The 16757-nt window shown below is 61.3% G+C and carries 14 protein-coding genes; 4 read left to right on the top strand and 10 right to left on the bottom strand.

Annotated features, from left to right (window positions below; genetic code table 11):
* Window positions 1-13 precede the first annotated feature (13 nt).
* Together AC1D06_RS04040 and AC1D06_RS04035 are read left to right on the top strand one after the other, a co-directional pair.
* Window positions 14-745 (top strand): SDR family NAD(P)-dependent oxidoreductase, encoded by a 732-nt coding sequence (locus AC1D06_RS04040; protein WP_477877106.1) that lies wholly within the window; start codon window positions 14-16, stop codon window positions 743-745.
* Window positions 745-1476: an SDR family NAD(P)-dependent oxidoreductase gene (locus tag AC1D06_RS04035; protein ID WP_477877107.1), complete on the top strand. Its 732-nt coding sequence runs from the start codon at window positions 745-747 to the stop codon at window positions 1474-1476. The genes AC1D06_RS04040 and AC1D06_RS04035 overlap by 1 nt, the downstream gene beginning before the upstream one ends.
* A gap of 205 nt (window positions 1477-1681) precedes the next feature.
* Here the strand turns inward: AC1D06_RS04035 and AC1D06_RS04030 are convergent, their stop codons facing one another.
* The 5 genes from AC1D06_RS04030 to rocF form a co-directional block, all read right to left on the bottom strand.
* Complete coding sequence (locus tag AC1D06_RS04030) at window positions 1682-2371, bottom strand: Crp/Fnr family transcriptional regulator (RefSeq protein WP_477877108.1); 690 nt, start codon at window positions 2369-2371, stop codon at window positions 1682-1684.
* A 158-nt stretch (window positions 2372-2529) separates the two neighbouring features.
* Entirely contained in the window at window positions 2530-5880 is a 3351-nt protein-coding gene (locus AC1D06_RS04025; RefSeq protein WP_477985158.1) for an efflux RND transporter permease subunit, read from the bottom strand.
* Window positions 5881-5894: 14 nt separating this feature from the next.
* Complete coding sequence (locus AC1D06_RS04020) at window positions 5895-7085, bottom strand: efflux RND transporter periplasmic adaptor subunit (protein ID WP_477985156.1); 1191 nt, start codon at window positions 7083-7085, stop codon at window positions 5895-5897.
* A gap of 408 nt (window positions 7086-7493) precedes the next feature.
* On the bottom strand, window positions 7494-8543 hold the full coding sequence (locus tag AC1D06_RS04015) for an ornithine cyclodeaminase (protein ID WP_477985154.1): 1050 nt from the start codon (window positions 8541-8543) through the stop codon (window positions 7494-7496).
* Window positions 8540-9463, bottom strand: coding sequence for an arginase (rocF, locus tag AC1D06_RS04010; RefSeq protein ID WP_477985152.1), 924 nt, complete (start codon window positions 9461-9463; stop codon window positions 8540-8542). The genes AC1D06_RS04015 and rocF overlap by 4 nt, the downstream gene beginning before the upstream one ends.
* 121 nt (window positions 9464-9584) lie before the next feature.
* Between rocF and AC1D06_RS04005 the strand changes: the two genes are divergently transcribed.
* On the top strand, window positions 9585-10022 hold the full coding sequence (locus AC1D06_RS04005; protein ID WP_477985150.1) for an Lrp/AsnC family transcriptional regulator: 438 nt from the start codon (window positions 9585-9587) through the stop codon (window positions 10020-10022).
* Window positions 10023-10060: 38 nt separating this feature from the next.
* On the opposite strand, the gene AC1D06_RS04000 is transcribed toward AC1D06_RS04005, so the two are convergent.
* Both AC1D06_RS04000 and AC1D06_RS03995 read right to left on the bottom strand, forming a co-directional pair.
* Window positions 10061-10891: an oxidoreductase gene (locus AC1D06_RS04000; RefSeq protein WP_477985148.1), complete on the bottom strand. Its 831-nt coding sequence runs from the start codon at window positions 10889-10891 to the stop codon at window positions 10061-10063.
* 87 nt (window positions 10892-10978) lie between these two features.
* Complete coding sequence (locus tag AC1D06_RS03995; protein WP_477877115.1) at window positions 10979-11440, bottom strand: VOC family protein; 462 nt, start codon at window positions 11438-11440, stop codon at window positions 10979-10981.
* A gap of 117 nt (window positions 11441-11557) precedes the next feature.
* Here AC1D06_RS03995 and AC1D06_RS03990 point away from each other — a divergent pair, with 117 nt between their 5' ends.
* Window positions 11558-12442: a LysR family transcriptional regulator gene (locus AC1D06_RS03990; RefSeq protein WP_477877116.1), complete on the top strand. Its 885-nt coding sequence runs from the start codon at window positions 11558-11560 to the stop codon at window positions 12440-12442.
* A gap of 69 nt (window positions 12443-12511) precedes the next feature.
* Here AC1D06_RS03990 and AC1D06_RS03985 read toward each other — a convergent pair whose 3' ends face one another.
* From AC1D06_RS03985 to AC1D06_RS03975, 3 genes are all read right to left on the bottom strand, one after another.
* Complete coding sequence (locus tag AC1D06_RS03985; protein WP_477985146.1) at window positions 12512-14119, bottom strand: sensor histidine kinase; 1608 nt, start codon at window positions 14117-14119, stop codon at window positions 12512-12514.
* Between the two features lie 211 nt (window positions 14120-14330).
* Window positions 14331-14810, bottom strand: a complete 480-nt coding sequence (locus tag AC1D06_RS03980; protein WP_477877118.1) for a chemotaxis protein CheW — start codon at window positions 14808-14810, stop codon at window positions 14331-14333.
* On the bottom strand, window positions 14810-16618 hold the full coding sequence (locus tag AC1D06_RS03975) for a methyl-accepting chemotaxis protein (protein WP_477985143.1): 1809 nt from the start codon (window positions 16616-16618) through the stop codon (window positions 14810-14812). The genes AC1D06_RS03980 and AC1D06_RS03975 overlap by 1 nt, the downstream gene beginning before the upstream one ends.
* Window positions 16619-16757 lie beyond the last annotated feature (139 nt).

Genomic DNA, 16757 nt, shown 5'->3' with positions numbered 1-16757 from the left:
TTTGGAGCGTAACATGAGATTTTCAGGGAAACTGGCTCTCGTCACCGGCGCTGCCGGCGGTATTGGCGCCGCTATCGTCACACAGCTTCGTGCCGAGGGCGCGCGGGTGGCCGTGGCCGACCGCGACGTGTCGGCAGTCGAGGCCGATGCCCATCTGCCGGGCAACCTTCTGGAGGCATCCTATGCCGATGGCTTGCCCCAGGCGGCCTTCGACGCGCTTGGCGGGCTCGACATCGTCGTCAACAATGCCGGCGTGATCACCCGCGGCAAGGTGACCGAAACAACCGATGCCGACTGGGACCTGTCCGTGGGCGTCAATGTCCAGGCGCCGTTCCGGGTCAGCCGCGCCGCCATTCCGCTGCTTGCCGCACGCGGCGGCGGGGCGATCGTCAACACCGCCTCCTGCTGGGGCCTTCGTCCGGGCCCGAACCATGCGGTCTACTGCATGACCAAGGCGGCAATCGCCTCGCTGACCCAGTGCATGGGCATGGACCACGCGCACCAGAACATTCGCATCAACGCCGTCTGTCCGAATGAGGTCAATACGCCCATGCTGCGCACCGGCTTCATCAAGCGTGGCTTCGATCCGGATACGGCGGTCGCCGAACTTGGCAAGACCGTGCCGATCGGCCGCATCGCCGAGCCGGAAGATATTGCCGACGTCGTGCTCTTCCTCGCCTCCGATGCCGCGCGCTACATGTGCGGCTCGTTGGTCGAGATCAATGGCGGAAAGGCGGTGGGCTGATGCGCTTCGACGGCAAGATTGCACTGGTGACAGGTGGGCGCTCCGGCATCGGCCAGGCGATTGCCCGGCGGCTCGGGGAAGAAGGCGCGCGCGTCTTCACCGCCCAGCGTGGGGAGGACGCTGAGTTCGAGAGTATTCCGACCGATTTCACCGATCCGGCTTCCGCCGGTAAGGCCGTGGACGCAGTGGTGGCTCGGGCGGGGCGGCTCGACGTGCTCGTCAACAATGCGGGCATGATGCAGGAAGCGCTGGTCGAGGATATGTCGCTTGCCGATTGGGAGCGCAATATCGCCGTCAACCTCACCACGCCCTTCATGCTGATCAAGGCGGCGATGCCGCATCTGAGAGCGGCAAAGGGCGCCATCGTCAATATCGGCTCCATCGAGGGGCTGGGTTCGAACCCGAAGCACGCGGCCTATTGCGCCTCGAAATCCGGCCTGCACGGGTTGACCCGCGCCGTCGCCATCGATCACGGGGCCGAGGGCGTGCGTTGCAACGCGGTCGCACCCGGCTGGATCGATACGGATCTCAACATGGACTTCATCGAGAGCATGCCGGACCCGGCCGCGTTCCGCCGCGAGATCGGCCGCATCCATCCGGTCGGCCGCACCGGCAAGCCGGAAGAGGTGGCAGCCCTTGTCGCCTGGCTCGCCTCGCCGGAAGCCGGCTTCGTCACCGGCCAGGTCTGGACCATCGACGGCGGCCGCATGGCAAAGCTCAGCCTGCCGTGAATTCGGCACGATCTCAAGCCGGAGGGGTATAGCGTGAATGTGCGATGCCTGGAAAATGTCGAACTGGACAAGCTTTCAATCGAGCACTGCGACGGGCGCATGCTTACGTTGACAGAAGAGATGAAATTGTCGTGACAGCGTGGCGTGCAAAAAAAGCCCTGCCGGGGTAAAGGGCAGGGCTTGGAGGGAAGAGGGGTAACAAGCGTTATATTTTGCGCAGCGCTTCTGCGTCGCTGATCTGGATGACCCGGCCGCGGATGGTTACGCCCGAGTTCTTGAGGAGCGAGAAGGCGCGCGACAGCGCTTCGGGCGCCAGGCCGAGCTTGCCCGCCAGCAGGCTCTTCTGGAATGGCAGCCGGAAGGAATTGGCGTGTCCGTCGCCCTGGTTATGCGAAAGTTCGAGCAGGTAGCGCGCGACGCGCTGCGGCGCCGTATGCAGCCGGTCATTGGCGACATTCATGCGGGCGTCATTGAGGTGCCGGGCCATGATGTTCATCAGCGACAGCGACAGTTCCGGCTCCTCCGCCATGATGTGGCGGATCTTGGCATAGTCGAAACGAGCCAGTGTCGAGGGTTCGGCAGCCTGGGCGTTGAATGTGTGGCGGTCGCTGAGGAACATGGCGCATTGGCCAAAAACGTCGCCGGGGCCGAACACGCCGGTATCCGCTTCCTTGCCGTCCAGGCCGGTCCGGTAAAGCCTGACATAGCCGGCGATCACGACATAGAAGCAGTCGGCCGCAACGCCTTCGCGGAACAGAAGGTCACGCGCCTCGGCGCTGAAGATCACCACGCCGTCGAGAATCCTTTTGACCAGACTGGGATTGAGCCCAGCCAGCAGCGGTGTCGACTGTAAAATATCCCTGTCGCGGAGATTCATCCTCAATACCTTGTTCATTCGTACCTCCGGGCGCGCCTGAGTTATGGCGTCATAATACCCTGAAGCGTCGGAGAAAAATTTGATGAGGATCAAATTGCTCGGCCTTTTCCGGCAATAAAATGAAAAAACCCGGCATTGTGCCGGGTTTTTTACGCGTGGTTTGAGGATGGGGCAGGCTATTCCGCGGCCAGGGGCTTTTCCTGGATGTCATTTGCGGCCGCGCGCTGCGGCCGCGCGTGCGTCGTTTTCGGCTCGACGGCGGCCTTGTCCATTTCCAGCGACTGCAGCCTTTCCTCGAGCGACGACAGCGTGCGGCTGTTTTCGCCAAGGATGCGGGTCAGCTCTTCATTCTCCAGCGCTTCCTGCTCCTCTTCCTTCTTGCCGAACATACGGCCGAAGATCCAGCCGAGCAGCCACGACAGGTCGTCCATGACCAGGAAGACGGCCGGCACGACGATAAGGGACAGAACAGTCGAGACGATGATGCCGCCCATGACGGCGATCGCCATCGGAGCACGGAAGGCGCCGCCTTCGCCGACGCCGAGCGCCGAGGGCAGCATGCCGGCCGACATGGCGATCGAGGTCATGATGATCGGCCGGGCGCGCTTGCGGCCGGCTTCGACCATCGCCTCCGTCCGCTTCATGCCCCGATGCATCATCTCGATGGCGAAGTCGACCAACAGGATGGCGTTCTTGGCGACGATGCCCATCAGCATCAGGATACCGATCAGCACAGGCATGGAGAGCGCATTGTGGGTGACGAGCAGCGCGATCGCCACGCCGCCGGTCGCAAGCAGCAGCGAGTACAGGATGGTAATCGGTTGGATCACATCCTTGAACAGCAGGATCAGCACGCCGAAGACCAGCAGGACGCCAAGGAGCATGGCCTTGATAAAGCCCAGAAACATTTCCGTCTGGATCTTGGTGTCGCCGCTTTCGAGCTTCTGCACGTTGGGCGGCAGTTTGGCCTGCTTGACCGCCACGTCGAAGGCCTTGGTGGCGGTGTCCAGCGCCACGCTGGGCGGCAGGCTGGCGCCCAGCGTCACGACGCGGTTGCGGTCGTAGCGCTTGATCACGCTCGGGCCTTCCGAGTAGCGGATGTCGGCGACCGATTCCAGGGGCACGGTGGCGCCGCTGGCGGTCGGTACTTTGAGAGCCTTGATCGCGGCCATGTTGCGGCGGACCGCAAGGTCGAGCTGCACGCGGACCGGGATCATGCGATCGTCCAGATAGACCTTGGAAAGCGCCGTATCGACATCGCCGATAGTTGCGACGCGGACGAGGTCGGACACCTGCTGCGTGGTGATGCCGAGACGGGCCATGCGCACCGGATCGGGCTTGATCTGGACTTCCGAACGGGGCAGGGCACCTTCGGTGCCGACATTCTGCAGTTGCGGCTGCTGGCGCAGCTTGGCTTCGAGCACGGCAGTGGCCGCGTCGAGGTCGTCGGCATTGGCCGAGGTGAAGTTATAGGTGATATCCTGGTCGCCGCGATCGTTGAGCTTCAGGATACGCACATCCGGAATGTCGGCGACACGCTTGAAGATCTCCGATTCGATCGTCCATTGTGGGACAGTGCGGCCGTGCTCGGTCATTTTCGGAATGTACTGGCCGATGACGGGCAGCTTGGTGAAGATGTCGTTGACCAGCTTCTTCGGCAGTGAATGCTCGATCTTCTTCAGATTGACGTAGATCGAGCCGCGGCGCAGTTCGAGATCGCCCTTCGGCGAAGAACCGCCGAGGATATAGATATTCTCGATACCGGGCAGGTTCTTGATGCGATTGTAGACCTCAGTCGTCGTTGCGTCGGTGTCGGTAAGACCGGCACTGGGCGGCAGCTCGACCGACAGGGTTATACGGCCGGAATCTTCCGGCGGCATGAAGCTGCCCGGCACCTGCAAAAGCAGAAAGAAAGAGCCGATGATAAGCGCTATGGAGCCGAGGAACGTGCCGTAGCGGCCGTACCATCTCCTCGTAACTGCGCTGACCGCAGCCGTGTAAGCGCGCATCAGGGGGCCTTCGCTGTCATGGCCGTCATGGTCCAGGTTGGCGTCGGAGGCACGCATGAGATAGGCGGCCATCAGCGGTGTGATCAGGCGCGCCACGGCGAGCGAGAAGAACACGGCTATGGCGACTGTCAGGCCGAACTGGATGAAATACTGGCCGGGAATACCGCCCATGAACGACACCGGCGCGAAGACCGCGATGATGGTGAAGCTCGTGGCGATGACTGCGAGGCCGATTTCGTCGGCGGCTTCGATGGCGGCGCGATAGGGCGTTTTGCCCATCTTGATATGCCGCGCGATATTCTCGATCTCGACGATGGCGTCATCGACCAGAATACCGGTCGCCAACGTCATGGCGAGAAAACTCACCAGGTTGAGCGAAAAGCCCAGCATCGACATGATCCAGAAAGTCGGGATCGCCGAGAGCGGCAGGGCCACCGCCGAGATGAGCGTCGCACGCCAATTGCGCAGGAACAGGAAGACAACGATGACAGCCAGTACGGCGCCTTCGACCAGCGTATCGATGGCCGCTTCATAGTTGCCATAGGTGAAATAGACGGAATCGTCGACGAGCTGGAGATTGACCTCGGGATGCTTGGCGGTGACACCCGCCAGCGCTGTCTTAACCGACTCCGCCACCGTTACTTCCGAGGCGCCCTTCGAGCGGAACACGGCAAAGGAGACGACGGGATTGCCGTTGAAGCGCGAAAAAGAGGTCGGCTCCTTATAGGTGTCTACGACCGTGCCGAGATCCGAGAGCTTGACGAAGCGATTGTTGCCGACGGCAATCGTCGTATTCGCCAGGGCTTTCACGTCGCGCGTGTCGCCAAGCGTACGGATCGCCTGTTCGGAGCCGGCGAGCTGGCCACGGCCGGAGCCTATGTCGGCATTGGTGTTGCGCAGCTGCTTGTTCACGTCGACGGCGGTGATGCCGTAGGAATTGAGCTTGGCTGGGTTGAGCTGGATATGCACCTCGCGGTCAGCGCCGCCGAAGCGGTCGATGCGACCGACGCCGGGCTTGCCCTGCAGGGCGCGCTTGATGGTGTCGTCGACGAACCAGGAGAGCTCCTCGAGCGTCATGTTAGGTGAGGAAATGGCAAAGGTCTGGATCGCCTGGCTTTCGACTTCGATCTTGGTGACCAGCGGCGTGTCGGAGGTCGCCGGCAGATCTGAACGGATCTGGTCGACCTGGTCCTTGACGTCCTGCAGCGCCTTGTCCGAAGGCACTTCGATCTTGAACATGATCAGCGTCGTAGAAACGCCGTCGTTGACGGTGGACTGGATATAGTCAACGCCGGCAATGCCGGCGACTGCGTCTTCCACCTCGCGTGTGACCTGTGTTTCAAGCTCGGCCGGTGCGGCGCCAGCCTGCGTGACCTGCACGGAGACAATCGGCACGTCGATGTTCGGGAAACGCGTGATCGGCAGGTTGAAAAACGAATACAGCCCGAGCAGCAGCAGCAGGAAGAATGCCAGCAGGGGTGCTACGGGATTGCGAATGGACCAGGCGGAAAAATTCATGACCCTCTGCTCCGTCAGTTCGACGCGGTTTTCTCAGGCACCGGTGTGATCCGGTCGCCGTCGCGGACATAGGCGCCGGCCTTTTCGACGACGACGTCGTTGGCGGCGAGGCCCTTGGAGATTTCGATATAGTCACCGTCCTGGACGCCGGTCTCGACCTTGCGCATCTCGACGCGGTTATCCTGGACGCGGCGGACGTCCATGCCTTCCTTCTCCGCGGTCACGGCGGTCAGCGGCAGCGACAGGACCTTGCGCTCGGAAATGATGATCTCGGCGCTGGCATACATGCCGATGCGGGCAACGGCCGGATCTTCGATGGTGATCTTGACTGTACCGAGACGGGTCTGGGCGTCGACCACGGGATCGATCATGCGCACCTTGCCGTCGACTTCCGTCGAGGTGCCGGCGACAGAGACATGCACGGTCTGGCCGGGCTTGAGCTTCAACAGATCGCCTTCGGCGACATCGGCCTTCAATTCGATGGCGTTGTCGCGGATGATGGTGAAGAGCGGGCTGCCGGCATTCATCATCGCGTTGGCGCCCATCTTGGCGGTGCGTGCCGAGACCACGCCGGCCACCGGCGTCTTGACGTCGGAGCGGGCGAGTTTCAGGTCTATATCGCTGATTTGCGCGTCCAGCACCTTCACATCAGCCTCGTTGGCGAGAATGCCCTGGCGGGCGGCGTTGACGCGGGCGGTCGCGGCCGTTGCGGCGGAACGCAATTGTTCGGCCTGGCTTACCGGTACTGCGGCGCTTTTCACCAGGTTTTCGGCGCGGACGGCCTGGCGGATGGCTTCCTGCTCATTGGCCTGGGCTTCGGCGAGCTGCGCTTCGAGCTGGGCGCCGACGGCGACCGTCTTGGCGCGATTGGCCTGCAGCTGGCTCTTCTGCAGGATCAGCGAATCCTGTTTAAGCGTCGCCAGTGTCTGTCCGGCTTTGACGACATCGCCGACATCGGCGTCGAGTTTGTCGATCTGCAAGCTATCGACTTCCGGCTGAACGTAGACTTCTTCCACCGCCTGGATCGTGCCGGTGACGATGACCCGATCGGTCAGCGTCCGCTCACGCACCGTGACGACGCGGATTGCCGGGAAGCTCTGGGCTTTGGCCGCGGGTGTGGTGCTCGTGTCCTCGGCCGCGGCCAAAGCGGGGGCAGCCATGAGGATGGAGGCGGCCAGAATGGCTGCGGTCTTGACAATGGGCATACGGACGTCCTCGGCCGGAAACAAGCACAGTCGGGGCTTTGGTGTGGTTCGCGATCCCCATCGCATACCCTCTGCGCTGGTGGGCTCCGGTCAAGCCGGCTGATTATGCCCCGCGCGGTCTTTTCGACCCCATCCCCGACCCACACAACTGACCCGGACCGGCGGCCTGATCGCGTGCAGAAATCTCTCAATGCGACCTATTTGGACATAGTTTTGCGTCGCACAAGTGGCGATATGCTAAAAACGCGGCGAATTTACAAAACTTTACCTGAAAATCGGGTTCCGGTGAGCAAGGTGTTACGCAAAAGCGACAGGTTTGATCAAAACCATTGAAATCATGCTACAAATGCATGTCTCGCAAATACCGTGAGTCGGTTTTGCATGGCGATACTGACAGGCCTTTTGGGATCAAGCCTTTACCGATCGCAGCAGCATGCCGAAGAGGTCGTGTGGTTCGTCCGGATCGGCAAGCAGATCGAGTTCCTCGTAGAATTTTTCATCCTTCAGGCGGTCGCGCAGGTAGCGCAGTGCCGAAAAATCCTCGATGGCGAAGCCGACGGAATCAAACAGGGTGATCTGGCGGGCGCTGGCACGGCCGGGCTCCTGGCCGGCAATCACCTTCCAAATTTCATGGATCGGATGGTTCTTGTCGATCTGCTGAATCTCGCCCTCGATCCAGGTTTGCGGCGGATATTCGACGAAGATGTCGGAGCGCAGCACGATGTCGCGATGCAGTTCCGTCTTGCCTGGGCAGTCACCGCCGACGGCATTGATATGGATGCCTTCGCCGACCATGTTGTCGGTCAGGATCGTGGCATTCTTCTTGTCGGCGGTGACTGTGGTGATGATATCGGCGCCTGTCACAGCTTCTTCCGGCGTTGCCGCCGCGACGATGTCGAAGCCGTAAGCCGCGAGATTGCGCATGCATTTCTTCGTCGCAGTCGGATCGATGTCGTAGAGGCGAAGCCTGTCGATGCCGAGGACGGCCTTGAAGGCCAGCGCCTGGAATTCGGATTGGGCGCCGTTGCCGATGATCGCCATGGTCTTCGCACCCTTCGGCGCCAGATATTTGGCGACCATGGCCGAGGTCGCGGCCGTCCGCAAAGCCGTCAGGATGGTCATTTCGGTGATCAGCATCGGGTAGCCGCTGGCCGTGTCGGCAAGCACGCCGAAGGCGGTCACCGTCTGGCGGCCGGTGCGGGTGTTGTAGGGGTGGCCGTTGACATATTTGAAGCCGTAGAGCGTGCCGTCGCTGGTCGGCATCAGCTCGATGACGCCATCAGCCGAATGCGAGCCCACCCGCGGCGTCTTGTCGAACAATTCCCAACGGCGGAAATCCTCCTCCAGGTAGCCGACGAGTTCCGTCATGAACCTCTCGATGCCGATCTTCATGACGAGCTTCATCATGTTGTCGACGCTGACGAACGGCACGATGTTGAGGTTCGGAATCGGGTTCATGAATAGCTCCGGGTTGGCCTGTCCATGACGCGCTTGCCGACCAGGCTGGCGGCAAGATCGGCCATCAGGATGGCGGTGCGGCCGCGGTCGTCAAGGAAGGGGTTGAGTTCGACAAGGTCGAGGCTGCCGACCAGGCCGCTGTCGCAGAGGATCTCCATCACCAGATGCGCCTCGCGGAAGGTGGCGCCGCCGGGCACGGTGGTGCCGACCGCCGGGGCGATCGACGGATCGAGGAAATCGACGTCAAGGCTGACATGCAGCATGCCGCCGGCCGCTTCGACCGCGGCGAGGAAGCGCTTGAGCGGCGCGGCAATGCCTTCTTCGTCGATCATCCGCATATCGCAGACCCCGATGCCGGCATCGCGGATCGCGGCGCGTTCGGCTGGATCGACGCTGCGGATGCCGATCATCGCGACATTCTTCGGATCGACGGTGGTGGCGAGCGGCGGAAAGTGGCCGTCGAATCCGGGACGGCCGGTGAAATAGGCGACGGGCGTGCCGTGCAGATTGCCGCTTTCGGTCGTGGCCAGCGAATGGAAATCAGTATGGGCGTCAAGCCAGAGCACGAAGAGCGGCTTGCCCATCTCCTTGGCACGGCGCGCCATGCCGGGGACGGTGCCGGCCGACAACGCATGGTCGCCGCCAAGAAAGATCGGCATGCCTTCGGCGCTCGCGGCATAGGCGGCATCCGACAGCGCCTCGATCCAGGCAACGACTTCGTCGAGCTTCTTGATCGTCGGGTTGGTGTGCGGCTCGACCTTGTGCACGAGCGGTCTGACATCACCGAGATCGACGACTTCGTGACCGAGCTCTTCAAGTGACTCTGCAAGACCAGCGGCACGATAGGCGGCCGGACCCATGTCGCAACCGCGTCGGCCAGACCCTTCCTGCACCGGGGCACCCAAAAGTTTCACCAGCATGTTCGCGCTCCCTCAACTGTTGTGATTAGACCATATGTGATCGGCGATTTGAACATATTGATTTGGCAATCTTGTGAATGTAGCTTGCCATTTCGATCAATATGATTGCCGATTTGGTCAGATGGATGAATTGGACCACAGACTGATCACGCTGCTGCGGCACGATGCGCGCCGCGGCATTTCCGAGCTTGCCGCCGAGCTCGACGTGGCGCGCGCCACCGTCAGGAACCGCATCGAGCGTCTGGAGCGGTCGGGCGAGATTATCGGCTATACGGTGATCCTGAAATCGGACGCGATATCGCTGCCGGTTCGCGGCATCATGATGATCGAGGTCGAGGGCCATTCGGCCGACAAGGTGATCCGCGCGCTCGGCGGCTTTTCCGAGATCAGCGCCATCCACACGACCAATGGCCGTTGGGACCTGATCGCCGAACTGGGCGCGGCAACGCTGACCGATTTCGACGCCGTCCTGCGCCGCATCCGCCTGATCCCCGGCATTATCGGCAGCGAGACCAGCCTGCTGCTGGCAACGCCGCGCAGCACGAGGGCGAAGCTTTAACGGGCCTGTTGCTTGGCGACACCGAGATGCTGATGGCTTCACTGCGCAGAGTCGGTGGAAGCCGACACGTTGCGCCACGCCGCGACAATCGCCGCATCCCCAGCCTGCTTCTTCTCGATCGCCGCGACAGTGTCGCTGCCGAGCGGCAGGCGGACCGGCGGATTGGCGACCTGGACGAAATCGATCAGCACATCGGCAAGTTTGGCCGGGTCGCCCGGCTGGTTGTTGCTCATCCCGGCCGCCCGCTGGCGAACCACGCCCGCGGTTGTGTCGTAATCGGAAATCCGAGCCGGACTGACGGATAGCGACGATGAGTCCAGGAAATCGGTGCGGAAATAGCCCGGCTCGATCGCCGTCACATGCACGCCGAGCGGTGCAAGTTCGTCATGCAGCGCTTCGCTCAATCCCTCGACGGCGAATTTCGCCGAGCAGTAGATGCCGAAACCGGCGGCCGCGCGATAGCCGCCGATGGAGGAGAAATTCAGGATGCGGCCGGATCGCTCGCGGCGCATATGCGGAAGGACGGCGCGGGTGACATTGAGCAGGCCGAACACATTGGTGCGGTAGATCGCCTCGACTTCCGCCGCCGTTGCTTCCTCGACGGCGCCCAAGAGGCCGAAGCCGGCATTGTTGACCAGCACATCGATGCGGCCGAAGCGGGCGATGGCTGCCTCGACGGCCGCTGCCGCCCGTGCCTCGTCGGTCACGTCGAGCGCGACGGCCAGCAGGTTGGCATGATCGCCGAAGCGGTCGAGCACGGAATTGGGATTGCGCGCTGTGGCGACGACCTGGTCGCCCTTGGCCAGTGCGCGTTCAGTGATGAGGGCGCCGAGACCGCGGGACGCGCCGGTGATGAACCAGGTTTGCATGGGAATAACCTCGAATTTGTGATGGATGGAGAGCGGGAGACCGGCCGGATGCCGGCCTCCGAAATGTCGGAGTGGTCGCCGCTCGGCTCAGTCGAGCACTTCGGCGAGTTCGATCAGGTTGCCGAACGGATCGGCGAAGAAGGCGAGGCGGCGGCTGATGGCCGGCAGTTCGAACGCTTCGGTGACGACGGGAACGCCGCGTTCACGCAAGGTCGCCACGGTCTTGTCGATGCTCTTCACGGTGAGGCAGAAATGATGGTAGCCGCCATATTTCAGGCTGTCGGCCAGATCGGTATAGGGGCGGACGCGCTCAGGGGCGGGTTCGCCGCCGCCGAGTACTTCGATAAAGAAATGGTCGTCCGTGGGCGGGGCAAGATAGGCCAGCTTCTCGTCGGCAAAATCCCATTCGTGGATGACGCGGAAATCGAGTTTCTCGACATACCAGCGCTTGGCGGTTTCGAGATCGGGGGTGCGGACGGCGACATGGTGGCCGCGCATGTCGGCGAAGGGCGAAGCGGTGTTGGCTGCGGGTGCGATGAAGTCGGCCATTGTTCTATCCTCTTTCTGGAGCGGCGGCCCTCATTGGCCGGTGAGAGAGATTTAGCGCTTTGCTATTCCAACGATTAGAGCGATAATAATCAGAACAATCATGAGTGAAACTCAGCAATGCGCGCCACTGATCTCTCCGAACTGGCGGCTTTCGAGGCTGTTGCCCGCCATCGCAGCTTCCGCAAGGCGAGCGAGGAACGCGGCGTCACCGCCTCTGCGATCAGCCATGCGGTCAGCGACCTCGAAGCGCGGGTGGGCATCCGGCTTCTCAACCGCACCACGCGCAGCGTCTCGACCACCGATGCCGGGGCAATGCTTCTGGCGCAGCTGTCGCCGGCGCTTGGCGAGATCGGCTCGGCGCTGGATGCGCTCAACCAATATCGCGAGACGCCGTTCGGCAAGGTGCGGATCAACGCGCCCAATTCGATCGCGCCTTTCGTGCTCGGCCCGGTCATGGGCAGGCTGATCCGCGACAACCCCAATCTCGAACTGGAAATCGTCGCCACCGACCGGCTGGTCGATATTGTCGAGGAAGGCTTCGACGCCGGCATTCGGCTGGGCGAGAGCTTGAAGGAGGGCATGACGGCGGTCCGGATCAGGCCGCGGCTGCGCCTTGCCGTGGTCGGGTCACCGCGTTATTTCGAGCATCGGCCCATGCCGGAAATACCGGCCGATCTCAGACATCATGTCTGCATCCGCAACATGTATGCAAGCGGCGCTTATTATCCATGGTCTTTTGCATTGAACGGCGAGGCGGTCGATTTCGAGCCGAGCGGGCCGCTGTCGCTGCATGACCACGAACTGATGGTCGAGGCAGCGCTCTCCGGCCTGGCATTGGCCTATGTCTGGGAGGATCGTGTCCGGCCGCATATCGAGAGCGGCAGGCTCGTGCAGTGTCTCGGCGCCTGGTGTCCGCTCGAGGACTGGCTCTACATCTATTACCCGACCCGCAGGCATATGTCGGCCGGCCTGAGGGCCGTCATCGAGGCGATGCGCGTGTGACCGCAGCGTTGAAAACGCATCGTGGCCAGATAGATCGGTGCGCCCACACCGCGAATGCTCTCCTGCTTGTCAGCGGCCGGAAATCGGCAGCGAGACGATAAAGGTCGAACCTTCGCCTTTCCTGCTTTCGACGGTTATTTTGCCGCCATGGAGTTCGACGTAGGATTTCACCAGGTTGAGACCGATGCCGGTGCCGGCAATCCCCGTCGACGTTCGCGCGCGAAAATAGCGTTCGAACATTTTTGGCAGATCGTCCTGATCTATGCCAATTCCGCCATCCCGCACCGAGACTTCCACTTTGCTTCCGTCGGACCGGCCTCGGACTTCGATCTCGGCCGAACCGGGTGAATATTTCACTGCATTTGACAGCAGATTGCCGAAGATCTGTTCGAGTGCAGACCGGTCCGCCACGATCGTCTGGGGCAAATTCGCGAGATCCAGGGAGATGTGGTGGTCTTTGGATAATTCCTGCTGGCGTTGGCAGCAGGCGGACAATAAATCCCGGATATGACATTCCTCGGCCTTCATCCCAGCCATGCCGGATTCCAGCTTGTCGAAGGAGAGAATGCTTTCCATCAGTTCGACCATCCGGCTGACGGCGAGGCGAATTTGCTGAGACTTGTCCGCGACAAAGTTCGGCTCGATTTCTCCTTGCCGTCTGACCAGCCGCTGGGCGGCTCCATCGATGATCGCCAGGGGCGTTCGAAACTCATGGCTGGCCATGGCCACGAATTGTCTCTGCAGCGCGCTTGCCTTCTGCTCGCGTTCCAAGGCATCTGTCAGCCGGCGTGATGTTTCTTCAGCCTCGAAAGCCCTTCGTTTCAAGGCTTCCGTCTTCTTTCGAGCGGTTATATCCCTGGCGACACCGATCAGGCCAATGATATCTCCATCGGCATTGCGCAGCGGAATCTTGCTTGAGGAAAGCCATTTCTCGTGCCCCTTGGCATCGATAACGGCCTCCTCTTCGTCGATCATGGCATGCCCGGTGCGGAGGATCTCGCATTCTTTCGCACGGAATTCGGCGGCCCTGGCCGCATCGTGCAAATCGGAATCCGTGAGACCCACCATGTCGCTTGACCGCTCGCGTCCGCTATCCGACGCAAGGGCGTGGTTTGCGACCAGGAATCGGCTGTCGGTGTCCTTTATCCAGAGATAGTCAGGGACTTGATCGATCAGAGTCTGAAGCGATACGAGCACGTTGCTGCTGCTCGATTGCGAGCCGATGTCACGCGCTATTTCGTGCCGCGTGACCCAGCCGCCTTCTGTCTGGGGGTAGTGGCTGACCTTCAAAACTCCGCCATTCGACAGAGTTGCCGTCAGTTGTTCCGGCAGGTGGTGCAGCCTGCTGCCATCAGAAGGGATGAGGCATGCCCGGATATCGGCCTTGCGAAGGAACGCCACAGCCAGCAGATCTTCCAGTTGCCGCACATCGAGGCCGATCAATGTCGCGGCAGGTGATATTCCCAATATCGTTAGAAATGCCTGGTTGACATACCCGAGATGACCAGTGCCGCCGAAGAAAGTCACCCCCGCGGTGTCGTAATCCAGCGCGGTCATCAAGCCCGCCAATTTTTCACCCAAGCCATCGCCGGGGCGTTCAGGGCTGTGATCTTCGGATGTTTCCGCTGCAATCGATTTTGTAATGCAAATCTGGTTCGTCAAAATTCCATTGCTCATTACCGACCCCATACGTCAACCATCGTGAGCACAACGGGAATTATGTTAGAAAAACAATAATCTTGCGTAAATGGCCGAGAGATCGCCATCGGTTGCCGGCCGGCCGGGGGATCGGCGCGGCTTCGAAACGCGCTCGTCTCGGAGCGAGCCGCCGGCAAAATTGCGTTCATTGGCAGCGGTGCAGGTCCGATGCGTGCGACTTTGCCGCCGATCAAGCAGCCATGTCGCCCAAATCCTGCGGCTGGAACATACGACCGAGATTGAGAAAACAGATCATGCCGTTCTCGTGGGTGATGATCCCGTCGGAAAACCCGCGATCGCTTGAGGACGATATTTCGGGCAGCGGCTGGATCTGGCTGCCCTTGACGGTCAGGATGTCGGACACCTGGTCGACGAGCAGACCGAGCATCGTGTTGTGCACGTCCGCGACGACGATCGCGCTACGCTCGTTGGGAACGGTGGCCGGCATTCCAAGCTTGCGGGAAAGGTCGACGATGGGAATCACCGACCCCCGCAAATTCATGACGCCGAGGACGTCCGGTGGCGAATAGGGTAGCGGTGTGGACGGTGACCATCCGCGGATTTCGCGGATGGTCGTGGTCATGACGCAGAACTGCTGGCCGTTCAGACGGAAAGCAATGATTTCAAGGGTGTCGCGCTCAAGCCCGACCATGGAATTCGGATCAGCCATCAGAATTCTTCCCAGGTGTCGCCGGAGACGGCGGCATTGCCGTTGAAAGCCGTGGCAAGCTTGGCGGACATTTGGCGGGCCGGCGAGACGACGGGCTTTGCCGACGGCTTGACGAGGGCGGGGGCACTTGCCGCGCGCGGGCTATGGCCTCGATGTGCGGCCGGGACCGTTCCGATGTTGAATTGCCTCAGCAATTGGAAGAGGTTATCCGCTTCCTTTGCCAGACTGTGAGCCGCAGCCGTCGACTCCTCGACCATGGCTGCATTTTGCTGCGTGCCCTGGTCCATGGTGTTGACGGCCGTATTGATTTCCTTCAACCCGGTTGCCTGTTCTTTCGAGCTTTCGACGATTGCCGCGACATTGCCGTTGACCTGCTGCACCTGGGAGACGATCTCTTCAAGCGCCTTGCCGGTTTCGCCGACCAGCGCCACACCGCTTTTGACATGCTCGTTGGAGGCGGTGATCAATTCCTTGATCTCTTTGGCAGCTTTGGCGGAGCGTTGCGCCAGTTCGCGTACTTCCTGCGCGACGACGGCAAATCCCTTGCCGGCATCCCCGGCGCGTGCGGCTTCGACGCCTGCATTGAGCGCCAGAAGATTGGTCTGGAAAGCGATTTCATCGATGACGCCGATGATATTGCCGATTTCGGCGGATGAGGTTTCGATCTTGCCCATGGCATCGACGGCGCTGCGGACGACGATGCCGGAATGCTCGGCGTTCTCCCGCGTCTTGCGCACAAGCTGGCCGGCCTCTTGAGCGCGGTTGCTGGAATCGGTGACCGTCGTGGTGATCTCCTCAAGCGCCGCAGCCGTTTCTTCGACCGATGCAGCCTGTTGCTCGGTTCGCTTTGACAGATCGTCGGAGGCCGAGCGGATCTGTTGCGCTCCAGCGGCAATGGCGCCGGCATTTTCAGCCACCCCTTGCATGGCGCCGCGCAGCTTGTCGACGGTCGCATTGAAGTCGCTCCGCAGCTTCTCCAGGGTGGGGATGAACGGAGTGGAAAGGTCCTGCGTCAGATCACCGCCGGAAAGCGCCTGCAGGGCGCCGGCAAGCTGGTCGACATTGGCGACACGGCTCGTGACGTCAGTGGCGAATTTCACGACCTTGAACACTTTGCCGTTCATGTCGAAGATGGGGTTATAGGAGGCCTGGATATAGACCTTCTTGCCGCCTTTGCCGATGCGCAGAAACTCATCCGCGATGAATTCGCCGCCCGCCAATCTCTGCCAGAAACGACGGTAATCATCACCGGCGGTGTAGCTGCTGTCGCAGAACATAGCGTGGTGCTTGCCCTGGATTTCCGCCAGTTGGTAACCGAGCGTGACCAGAAAATTCTGATTGGCCGTCAGGATTTCGCCGCTCGGCGTGAATTCGATCACCGCCTGGGCACGCGACAGGGCATCCAGCTTTCCGGCATCCTCGGCGGCCTTGAGTTTTTGCGCGGTGATGTCGGTGGCGAACTTCACCACTTTGTAAGGCTTGCCGCCGCGGAAGACCGGGTTATAGGACGCCTCGATCCAGATTTCCTTGCCGCCCTTGCCGATGCGCTTATATTGCCGCCGGTCGAATTCGCCGCGGCCGAGCTTGGCCCAGAATTCGCGATAGTCCGGAGACGCTGCTTCAGCCGGATCGACGAACATCCGGTGATGCTGGCCTATGATCTCACTGACCTGATACCCCAGTGCCTGGCAGAAATTCTGATTTGCGGTCAGTATTTTCCCGGTCAAGTCAAATTCGATGATGGCCTGCGACTTGCTCATAGCAGCAAGAATTGCTTTTGCGTCAGAACTGAACCCCAGTATTCCCATGTTGGTGCTTCCCCTATGTGCTTCTTGGTGTGGCGGCGGCCATGCAATTCCCCAGAAATGGTGGGCACACGCCGTGTTGCCGGGCCGCTTTCGCGCCCATCAACAGATATCGAGCGCCGTACACACCCCAGAAATGGGG

It is taken from the genome of Rhizobium sp. P2_G2, assembly GCF_056403555.1.
This window is presented reverse-complemented; position numbering and strand designations above follow the sequence as displayed.